Annotated in this window: 10 protein-coding genes; 2 read left to right on the top strand and 8 right to left on the bottom strand. The window is 65.2% G+C overall.

Annotated elements, in window-relative coordinates; translation table 11 throughout:
• Window positions 1-134: 134 nt before the first annotated feature.
• The 4 genes from AC4BCK_RS21600 to AC4BCK_RS21585 form a co-directional block, all read right to left on the bottom strand.
• Window positions 135-518 (bottom strand): hypothetical protein, encoded by a 384-nt coding sequence (locus AC4BCK_RS21600; protein ID WP_490566982.1) that lies wholly within the window; start codon window positions 516-518, stop codon window positions 135-137.
• A gap of 780 nt (window positions 519-1,298) precedes the next feature.
• A complete protein-coding gene (locus tag AC4BCK_RS21595) occupies window positions 1,299-3,131 on the bottom strand; it encodes a hypothetical protein (protein ID WP_490566981.1) in 1,833 nt (610 codons plus the stop codon).
• A gap of 146 nt (window positions 3,132-3,277) precedes the next feature.
• Window positions 3,278-3,628 (bottom strand): helix-turn-helix domain-containing protein, encoded by a 351-nt coding sequence (locus AC4BCK_RS21590; RefSeq protein WP_237429469.1) that lies wholly within the window; start codon window positions 3,626-3,628, stop codon window positions 3,278-3,280.
• Window positions 3,625-4,608 (bottom strand): tyrosine-type recombinase/integrase, encoded by a 984-nt coding sequence (locus AC4BCK_RS21585; RefSeq protein WP_237429470.1) that lies wholly within the window; start codon window positions 4,606-4,608, stop codon window positions 3,625-3,627. Before AC4BCK_RS21585 ends, AC4BCK_RS21590 begins: the two co-directional genes overlap by 4 nt.
• A gap of 279 nt (window positions 4,609-4,887) precedes the next feature.
• Between AC4BCK_RS21585 and AC4BCK_RS21580 the strand changes: the two genes are divergently transcribed.
• Entirely contained in the window at window positions 4,888-5,256 is a 369-nt protein-coding gene (locus AC4BCK_RS21580; protein ID WP_237429471.1) for a hypothetical protein, read from the top strand.
• A gap of 107 nt (window positions 5,257-5,363) precedes the next feature.
• Here the strand turns inward: AC4BCK_RS21580 and AC4BCK_RS21575 are convergent, their stop codons facing one another.
• The 4 genes from AC4BCK_RS21575 to AC4BCK_RS21560 all read right to left on the bottom strand — a co-directional run bounded on the left by AC4BCK_RS21575 (window position 5,364) and on the right by AC4BCK_RS21560 (window position 8,370).
• Window positions 5,364-5,978 carry a copper resistance CopC family protein gene (locus tag AC4BCK_RS21575; protein WP_237429472.1) on the bottom strand — a complete coding sequence of 205 codons (615 nt, stop codon included), beginning with the start codon at window positions 5,976-5,978 and terminating at the stop codon, window positions 5,364-5,366.
• Window positions 5,979-6,066: 88 nt separating this feature from the next.
• Complete coding sequence (locus AC4BCK_RS21570; protein WP_237429473.1) at window positions 6,067-6,705, bottom strand: hypothetical protein; 639 nt, start codon at window positions 6,703-6,705, stop codon at window positions 6,067-6,069.
• Between the two features lie 47 nt (window positions 6,706-6,752).
• Window positions 6,753-7,130 carry an ArsR/SmtB family transcription factor gene (locus AC4BCK_RS21565; RefSeq protein WP_237429474.1) on the bottom strand — a complete coding sequence of 126 codons (378 nt, stop codon included), beginning with the start codon at window positions 7,128-7,130 and terminating at the stop codon, window positions 6,753-6,755.
• Window positions 7,090-8,370: an MFS transporter gene (locus tag AC4BCK_RS21560; protein WP_237429475.1), complete on the bottom strand. Its 1,281-nt coding sequence runs from the start codon at window positions 8,368-8,370 to the stop codon at window positions 7,090-7,092. Before AC4BCK_RS21560 ends, AC4BCK_RS21565 begins: the two co-directional genes overlap by 41 nt.
• Before the next feature lie 94 nt (window positions 8,371-8,464).
• Between AC4BCK_RS21560 and AC4BCK_RS21555 the strand changes: the two genes are divergently transcribed.
• Window positions 8,465-8,965, top strand: coding sequence for a peptidase (locus tag AC4BCK_RS21555; RefSeq protein WP_237429476.1), 501 nt, complete (start codon window positions 8,465-8,467; stop codon window positions 8,963-8,965).
• Window positions 8,966-9,230: the final 265 nt, after the last annotated feature.

Genomic DNA, 9,230 nt, shown 5'->3' with positions numbered 1-9,230 from the left:
CAAGTCCGCCAGCTGGGCCGGCGTCAGCGGCGGTCGCTCAGTCTCCGTGGCCGAGGCCGCAGGGAAGGACTCAGTCGCAGCTGATGTCCGTCGCCGACCAAAAAATTTGCGCAGTCCCAAAGCTAAATCTCCTCTTAGTAAATCGGGTAGTCGTCGGGCTCCGGGTTTTCCGCAATCTCGATATCCCGCAGGGCCTGTTCCTTTGTTACCTCATGCCCCTGCGGATCCAGCAATGACCAGCGAAAGGCAGGATCCGGTCCAGGCTGAACGACCCGCCGCACCCAACGGTAGCGATGCTCTTTGAGCTTTTCCTTCTCATCGCGGAACTGCTTGTCCTTTTCGATAACCCGATGAACCCTGGCTGTCGCAGATTCATCGGTGACGCACTGGCTGCAGACATGCCGGCGGCCGTCAGCGCTGGAGGGCCAGCGGGCGAAAGCATCTGCCGGCAGCAGTTCCCCACACTTTTTGCATTTCTTGGGGTCATGAATATGAGGTCCAGCGCTGAGATCGACCATTTCCTTGCAATATCCGCATGACTTCAAGACCATGCCCTGCAAGCTACCTGAGAGGTCCGACTTCGTAGGGACAAGTGCAGGCTCGCTGGGCTCGCCCTGGTTTGCGCTGCGCTCCAACCAGTTGAAGGGCGTCCGCTGGCGCGGCCGGCTGTTGGGTCCAGGGCGTGCCGTCGCAGAGCTCCGGACCCCCTGGCCCTGTGTGTCTACGACGTTTTTTGGCTGCTGTCCTTCGGATTGTACGTGCCCGTTCCGGCCCCTCTAGCCCCTCCGTTCCTCCGGGGCCTGCGCCCCGCAAAAGTCTTCTTCGGCGCTCCTTCGTCGCTTATTTCCTCCGAAGATTTTCCGGGTCTTGCCCTGCGGGTAGACGGGCCTGCACGGGCACAGCTCCGCAAGCTTCGCCAGCAGCCAAAAAACAATGGGGGGAAAGGGAAGCTGGCCGGTCACCTGATCCGCCCCACCCACCAACCCTTTCGGCAAAAAAGGAGCAACACCACATGAACGCAGTCACTAAGAGGACCGTGACCACCGTCGACACCGGCGAAACGGTCCACGATGTGCCCGTGCTCGTCGATTACCACATGAACGACGGCTACGACTGGATGGACGTCATCAGCGAACACGGCTGGGTCGTGATCCCCAGCTGGGGGTGTGACGGCTGGGACCTGGGCCAGTGGCCCTATGTCATGGTCGCCGGGATCCGTACCGCCGATGAGATCGGGAACCTGTTCGGCATGGCCACCTACTGCGAAGGCGACGTACGAACGTACTGGTGCAGGTGCGTTATTCGATCCGTGCGCTATTCGAATAGTTCTCGCTGCGTAGTTGGGGGTAGGCGTTCCAGGACCGGGCGGCGATGTCGGCCCAGCTGACGGCGGCTTCGATGCCGAGCCCGGTGAGATCGCATAGGGGCTGGATGGGCAGTTGCCCGGCCAGGTTGGTCAGCGCTGCGCCCCGCAGTTGCCGGGTGTCTATCCCGATTCGGGACAGGCCGCGGGTCAGGGCAGAGGAACTGAGGTGTTGTCCGGCATTGCGGGAGGGAAAGAGCCATCCTGTGGCGTTGGGAGTATGGCGCTGGGTTTCTTGCTGGTAGTGGTGGATCAGGTCCGCCAGGACGGGTTCGGCCAGGATGTGTGATGACCCGAACCATAGCCGTGTTTGTGTGCTGTTACTGGTGATCTTGGCGTTGGTCAGTGCTGCGATGTGTGTGAGGCGCTGGGCGTAAAGGCCTACGAACAGTCCTGCGATGCGAATTTTCGGCGGGATGGTGGTGTCTGTTTCGAGCTGGTGCACGACCTGGTGGTAGTCGGCTTCGGTCATCATGGATCCCCGGGTGTCGCTCCTGACGCGGTTGATGGTGAGTTTGGGAATCAGTGCGTTGGTGTGCGCCCATGCAAGGAATGCCGGTAGATGTGTGCGCAGGCGCTGGCTGGGATTTTGGACGATACAGGTTTCGAGGTGTGTTTGGTTCGCTTCGGAAAGGTTCAGGCCGGAGGCTGTGAGGTGTTCGAGATATCGGGCCGCTGTTGTGAGTTTGTCGCGTCCGTAGTGCTGGGCGTTGCGGGTCAGGGGTTGGCGACGGGCCTTGATGCGCAGGTTCCGTCCGACGTTCCAGCGCAGGTATGGCTCGAGGATGTTCCGCGTCGCTGGGGGCAGTGACTCGAGGAATTTTCTGGCCCAGGTGTCGAAGAGGTGCAGGTTCTCGTCCCGGGTCGGCAGTAAGCCGGTGTCGGTCAGAAGACTCCGGACGTACTCGGCGGATTTTGGTCGGGGCCATTGGTCCAGGGTGTCGTGTTCAAGGGGGACGTCGTTGTTGACGAGGGCGCGGATCAGCTCAGTAGCGGGTCTGTTGTGTGCGACCTGGACTACGGCGGTCATTTTGGGCCGTTGCAGCAGGTTCTGCCGGACGGGTTCGAACGCGGTATTGATGACGCCGTGGCGGTCTGTGATGAGTTCAAGGGTTCTGCGTCGGGCGACACAGGTGTAGCAGTGTTTTCCGTGCAGGTTCTCCTCGCCGCCGCAGTCTGCGCATGCGTAGCGGGGCCGGACCCCTGCGCACGAGGCGCAGCAGGGGTTGTTGCCCGGCCCGAGGTAGGCGATGATCCGCATGTTCGCGCAGCCGGGGCAGCGGATGGCGGTGCTTTTGATCCGGCGGAAGCATGAGCGGCATTGGGGTCCGCCGAGCAGGTGCGCGGCGATGCGGGAGAACGTCCCGCAACTGTGGCAGGTGAGGACGGTGCCGGGGGCGCAGCGGTAACAGAGCGGCCCGTCAGCCGTGCGCTTTTCGATCTCCCCCATCGCGCCGCAGCGGGAACATTGCTTGAATGAGGCGGGGTTTTTCCGCCAGCAGGGCCTGCAATGCGCGACCCCGTCGGGTCGGGCGATGATGATCGTTTCCTTGTCGCAGACGCCGCAGGCGTGCACGATGAGTCGTCTTTCGCAGCGGGCGCAGACGCGCCTGCCATCGGGCAGGGTTTTGACGAGCAGCCGTTCCTCCCCGCATGCCATGCACCGGGGCTGCACGATTCCATCGATCCCGCTTGATTGCAGTTCCGTGAGCAGGCGTTGGGCGAGCCGCGGCATGAAGGGGTCGCCGCTGGATGCGAAGCCGGGCACTTGTTGGACGTACTTGCGAAGGATGCTCTCGGCCCGTGAGGAGGCGGCGTTGGCGGTGATCCAGGCATCGAGGGCGGTGGTCCCCGCCTTGCTGAGAGGACCGGGAAGGTTCGCCAGGATCTGCAGCAGCGGGGTCTTCAGGGTTTTCAGTCGCCGGGGCGGCGGATCCGGGCCGGAACGGGGCGAAGGTCCCCGATAGGCTGCAGTCCGCTGGTCTCGGCGGTTTCACCGGAGGCGGTGCGCTCGGTCGGGGATAGGGCCGCTGCCCGGGTGAAGGTGATCAGGTCGTTGGGGGTGCAGCCCAGGATGTCGCAGAATGCTGCGAGGACTTCCAGGTTGAGCCGGGACGGGGTTGAGGTGACAAGCCGGTAGACCTGCTCGCGGGAGAGCGAGACACCGTGTTCGGCCATCAACGGCACCAGATCGGTGGTCTGGTAGAGGCCCTTGGCGGCCATAAGTTGGCGGATGTTCCAGGAGATCACGTAGGCGTTGGTCATTGCTGCTGGCCTTGCTGTCGGGGGTGGCGGACCCGGGCCAAGGCTTTGGCGAGGATCCGGTTCTTGTAGTCATCGCTGACGTCCGTGTAGACCGCCGTGGATGAGGCGTAGGAGTGGCCCACCTGTTCCTGGACGAACCGTTCCGGGTAACCGTATTCAATCAGATGAGTGACATAGGAATGCCGCAGGCTGTGCAGGGTCAGTTTCGGATCCAGGCCGATCTCGTCGCGCAGGAGCGCGAATTTCTCATCGGAGTGCCTCACCGACAAGCGTGAACGACGCTCGGTCATCCAGACCGGGCTGGCGCTTCCCGGGCGGAATTTCGGGCGCCCCTCTTCGATCCATTGCCGCAGGCCTTCCACTGCCCAAGCGAACTCGGGCACGGCCAGCACGGTCCGGCGGCGCGGCGGCCCTCCCTTGTTGGCCTTGGCGTGGCGGACGTGGAGGCTGCCGTAACTGCCCCACTCCGGGTTGTTCGGGTTTGACCGCAGGTCGGCCAGGTCCAGCATGCACGCCTCCCGCCGGCGAAGACCGAACGCGTAAACGGTCTTGAAGAACTGCGCGTCCCGCAGCGCCCCGAGAGCTCCCTTCTTCCCGGCCGCGAGGATTCGCTCAACCTTGAGGTCTGCGTGGGCGAAAAACGCATCGGCCTCATCGAAGGTCAAGGCCCGCTTCGCCGGGCGGGCCTCAAACTCAGCGACGTGATGACGGGTGTTCCAGTCATGGCAGATCTGGACAGGATGGGCGCCAAAGCGCTCCTGGCATACCTCGGGCCAGTCATACCGTGCATCGGTGATGAAGGCGCAGAACCCTCGAATCACCCCGTGATAGCCCCGAAGCGTAGAGTGCGATGCCGGCTCAGCCCGGTTGAGCAGCGAGACCGTGAAGTCCTCAACGTCACCGGGCTGCCATGTCCACGGATACTCACCCGTGAACCTCGCAAAGCGCTTCACCAACGCGACGTTGCTCCGGGTTGCCACCCCATTCAGGCCCCGGCTCAGCCGCTGTCGTTCCCACCCGGCGAGCATCCCTTGAAAGACAGCCTCCATCGGATCCAACGGAACCACGTTTAAGGGGAGCACTTCTGCCCCAAACGAACGAACAATCAAGACTCCAATCCACATACTTTAGGCATCATTGAAGCATGAAAGTCACTAATGATGCATTAAACGCAACTTCAGAAGTAGCTGCGGGCAGTGGGTGCCTGTTGCCCGGTTGTGAGACACTGCAGGCCGGAGTGGTTTTGCGAGGGGGCAGCGGTGCTGGCTTGGGCAACAATCTTTTACGGGGCGGCGCTGTCGGCAGTTGCTGCTCTGGCGTTGGTGGTTCTTGTGGGCCGGGAAAGGCGCCCCGTCACGCTGGCCGCCGTGGCGGTAGGTGCGTTTGCGGGTCCGTTCGCCTGGAACGCCATCCTGCGGGCCGTGAACGCGCCGCAGTTTTTCGTCGACGCACCGCTGCCGGTGTTTCCGGTCAGCTGGCAGGATGCCGGTTCGGGTGTTTTTGCTGTGGCTGCCCTGGCAGTGGTCCTCGGTCTGGGTCCGCTGCGGGCTGCCGCGGGCCGCAGGGTGGTGATTCTGACCCTGCTCGGCGCCGTTGCGGCCCTCGTCGTTGACGTTTTCCTCTACTGAAGCAGTGACGCAGGGCTGGGGGCAAAGGAAGCCTTCGGGGCGATGCGGGTAGGGGGACAGGGCCCGCCCGGAAGTGTTCCGGGCGGGCCCTGTGATCGGTTGCGGGGTCAGTCGGCGCTGCTGGCGTTGGCCTTGGTTCGGCGGCCGATGAGGTAGGCGCCCGCGGCAACGAGGATCAGCAGCACGGCGCCGGCCCCGATGATCAGGCCGGTGTTATCACCGCTCTGGGCGGACGCGGGCGTCGCGGCCGCCGTTTCCGCGGACGGGGCCGCTGATGCCGGGGCTGCGGCCGTCGTTGCTGCTACGGCGGACTCGGTGTGACCCTCCCCAGCGGCGGGGGCATAGGTGAAAGCGAAGGTGCCATCAATGGGGTGCCCGTCAGCGGACACGGCCCGCCACGCGACCGTGTGCTTTCCCTCGTGGTCGATGTCCGCGGCGATGCTCAGGGTGGCCCCGTCTGCGGTGACGTCTCCACTGCTGACGACGTGCCCGTCGGGTGCGGTGACTTCGATGCTGTTCGAGCCAGGGAGCCCGGTGTCCGGGGCATTAGTGAGGGTGATGGAGACCTTGCCCGGGTTCTCGGTGATGGTCTGCCCGTCGGAGGGACTGGTGGAAGCCAAGGCGTCGTGTGCCTGCGCGGGGCCAGTACCGGCCAGAGCGGTCAGGGCAACGGCGGCGGTGAGTGCGGCGGCCACGCGGGCGCGGCGGAGTGAAAACGTCATAACTGGAGTGTCCTTTCGGGACAGCCTGCGGCACAGGTCGGCACTGTCAGGCAAAGGAAATCAAAAGGGTCAAAGCCGGCAGGGCCCGTCAGGCGGCGAAAGCCGCCACGGCCCTGGAAGAAGCGGTGGGCGGGCCGCGCAGGGCCGGGATCCGCAGGCATGGGTGCAGTCGCGGGATCACCAACCCTGCAGGCGGTGCCGGCGTCGTCCAATGCGGCAGCACGGGCAGGTGGAGTGCGAAGCTTCGGGGAGCCAGCCAGTCCAGCATCCGCCAGAGCATTGTTTCGCCGTGTGCCAGCAGCAGCGCGGTCGCGGCGACCGCGAGGATGTGCGCGCCGGTCATGACCGGTCCTGGAAGGACCCCCGTGACGTGCGCGGCCATGGTTCCGGTCGCGGTGAGGCAGCCAGGAAAGGTGGCGGACTGGTGGTGTCCGTGGGCGGCGATCCCCGCCGCAGTGCAATGCTCGACCGGGCTGGGAAAGGCCGTGAACGCGGCGTGCAGGGCCAGTTGCCCGGTGCCCAGCGCGGTGGTGATCGTGCCGAGGCCGAGCTTCCGCCGGGCCAGGACGGTGACCGGGAGCATGACCAGCGCGGCCAGCAAGACGAGCAGCGGCGTGGCGGGGAGGCGGCCGCCGCCGGCGGTGTGTGCCGCGGCCGCGATCCCGAGGATCAGGCCCGCGACGGTCAGGGCGCGCGGCAGGGTCAGGGGTGCCTGTGCTGGCATCATCGTCCCTTCCTGCCGCCGCCCCGCCGGGGTGTCTGTCTGGTGTTGGCTTAGTCGTGGGTGGGTTCGCCGGTGAGGCGGTGGTCTGCGTGGTTGATGGTTTCCCGGATCAGGCGGACGAGGTGCCCGTCATGCAGGGAGTAGATCACCTTTTGGCCGTCCTTGCGGGTATCGACCAGGCCGCTGAGCCGGAGCTTGGCCAGGTGCTGGCTGACCGCTGTCCGCGGAGCCCCGGTCGCTACGGTCAGCTCGGTGACGGTCTTCGGGCCGTCCGTGAGCTGCAGGAGCAGATGCAGCCGGGTGGGTTCGGCGAGCATCCGCAAGGTCCCGGCAGCTGTTTCGAGCAGCAGCGGGCCGGCCGCGACGTCATGGACGAGCGAGGGCTCCTCAGACGCGGCGGCCGCGGTGTGGTCCGGCTGGCTGCTCATCAGCATGCTCCAAACGATCAACGGGTCCGGGGCTGTGCCGGGGCCAGGAAAGGAAGGCTCCTGCCGCCCCTATCATCGCAAGAATCAGCAGCGCGAGCGAAGCCGGGCCCAGGCCCGCGGCTGCCCCGGCGATGCCGGCCAGCGGGTAGCTGATGATGTAGCAGGCGTGGGAGAGGGAGAACTGGGCCGTGAACACGTACGGCCGAGTTGCCTCGGTCGACGCCTCGCGAAGCAGCCGCGACGACGGGGTAAGGATCGTGGAGTTCCCTGCACCGAGCACGAACCATAGTCCCAGCAGCGACCACCAGGTCGCATCCGAAGCGGGCTGGAACAGCAGCACTGTCGCCACGGCCAGGGCCGCGGGGATGACGGCCGCGCCGGTCAGCATGACCGCCCGTTCTCCGAGTCGCTCCAAAACACGTGGAGCGGACAGCGCCACGACCATGGATCCGACACCGAAGCTGGCAAGCGCCAGGGCAAGGTCCGTGTCGGGGCGGTGCAGGATCTCACGGACCATCACGACACTATTGACCAGCACCAGCGCGGTCGGCGCCGACACCACCAGGTTCAGCGCGAGCAGCGACCGCAGCCGCCGGTTCCGCCAAAAAATCCGGGCCCCGAGGGTCGTGCGGTGCCACAGGGATGACGCCCCGCCCTGCTGGGCAGACGCCGTGGCCGGCAGGACGGTCAGCACCACCATCAGTGCCGAGAACAGGAACCCGCCCACGGTGCCCAGGAACAGGTTGTTGTAGCTGAGCACCGTCAGCAGCAGCGCCGCAATGGCAGGGCTGGCCAGCGCTTCCATGTCGTAGGCCAGACGGGATAGCGACAAGGCCCGGGTGTAGTCCTTCTCATCGGTCAAGACCGCCGGGATGAGCGACTGGAATGCCGGGGTGAAGGTCGCCGAGGCGGACTGGAGCAGGAAAATCACCACGTAGATCTGCCAGGTCTCCGTAATGAACGGCAGGCATAACGCCATCCCGGCGCGGATCAGGTCCGCGCCGATCAGGACCGGCTTCTTCGGCAGCCTCGCCACCAGCGCGTTGATCACCGGTGCAAAACCCACGTACGCGAACATCTTGATCGTCAACGCCGTGCCCAGCACCGCACCCGCGTCCCGACCGGCCAGGTCGAACGCCAGCAGCCCCAGCGCCACCGTCAGCAAGCCCGTGCCGAGCAACGCGACAATCTGCGCGGCGAACAGCCGCCGGTACGTCACATCCTTCAAAACCGAAAGCATGAAACCCCTCTAAGTGCGTATGTGCGTGATTACGCACATATAAAGGTTATCCTTGAATCGCCGCCGCGGACACCCAGACGGAAGGATTATGACGATGACGCCCAGGACTTCTGCCGGTTCCACGACCACCCAGCGCCTGCACGAGCGGAGAGCGGGGAAGCCTGCAGGCAGCGAGAGCAGGGGATCCGAACTGACTTCGGCCGCCATCCCGGGCCACGGCACGTTCTTCCTCACCGATGCCGCCTTGGAAATGATCGCTGTGTTCGGCGGGACGCTGCACTGCTACCTGGGCCCGGGCGGATGCCGGAAACAAGGCCTCTACTTCTCCCGTACCGTGCCCCGCAAGCCCCTGCGCTGCGCACTGCCCGGGGCTGACGGTGCAAGGCTGGAGGTCAGCGTCAGCCATGACCTCGCACCCAAACTGGACGGAGCCGTCCTGGACTTCGGGGCCTACAACAAGATGCAGCGTTTTGTCTGGGCATCACTACCGGCCGTGAAAGGCCCGCAGTGCACCTGCCTGCGCTCAACCGGGTCACCGGCCGGCAAACGCTCCCCCTGTCTGGACGATGCCGGAACAGGCCTGACAGATCTCTAACAACACCGCGTGAGCCGGCGCACCGGCCAGGGCAAGCCGATGCCAGTGGCCGGGCACCAGCCTGGCCAACCTCCGAAGGGGCAGCTCGGGACGGCTGCGCCGCACCGAGAACCGGACCTCGCTTCGCTCGGGCTGCCAAAGCGTTCTTCTTTTTTGGCTGCTGTCCTGACGGATTGTACGTACCCGCTCCAGCCCGTCTAGCCCCTCCTTCGTCGGGGCCTGCGCTCCGAAAAAGTCTTCTCCGGCGCTCCTGCGTCGCTTATTT

This window comes from Pseudarthrobacter sp. As-47, from assembly GCF_058215595.1.
This window is presented reverse-complemented; position numbering and strand designations above follow the sequence as displayed.

Excerpts from the sequence above, each read along its gene's own strand:
- AC4BCK_RS21570 (WP_237429473.1), bottom strand. The coding sequence starts at position 6,705 with ATGATGCCAGCACAGGCACCCCTGACCCTGCCGCGCGCCCTGACCGTC.
- AC4BCK_RS21590 (WP_237429469.1), bottom strand. The coding sequence starts at position 3,628 with ATGACCAACGCCTACGTGATCTCCTGGAACATCCGCCAACTTATGGCC.
- AC4BCK_RS21565 (WP_237429474.1), bottom strand. The coding sequence starts at position 7,130 with ATGAGCAGCCAGCCGGACCACACCGCGGCCGCCGCGTCTGAGGAGCCC.
- AC4BCK_RS21600 (WP_490566982.1), bottom strand. The coding sequence starts at position 518 with ATGGTCGATCTCAGCGCTGGACCTCATATTCATGACCCCAAGAAATGC.
- AC4BCK_RS21555 (WP_237429476.1), top strand. The coding sequence starts at position 8,465 with ATGACGCCCAGGACTTCTGCCGGTTCCACGACCACCCAGCGCCTGCAC.
- AC4BCK_RS21575 (WP_237429472.1), bottom strand. The coding sequence starts at position 5,978 with ATGACGTTTTCACTCCGCCGCGCCCGCGTGGCCGCCGCACTCACCGCC.
- AC4BCK_RS21560 (WP_237429475.1), bottom strand. The coding sequence starts at position 8,370 with ATGCTTTCGGTTTTGAAGGATGTGACGTACCGGCGGCTGTTCGCCGCG.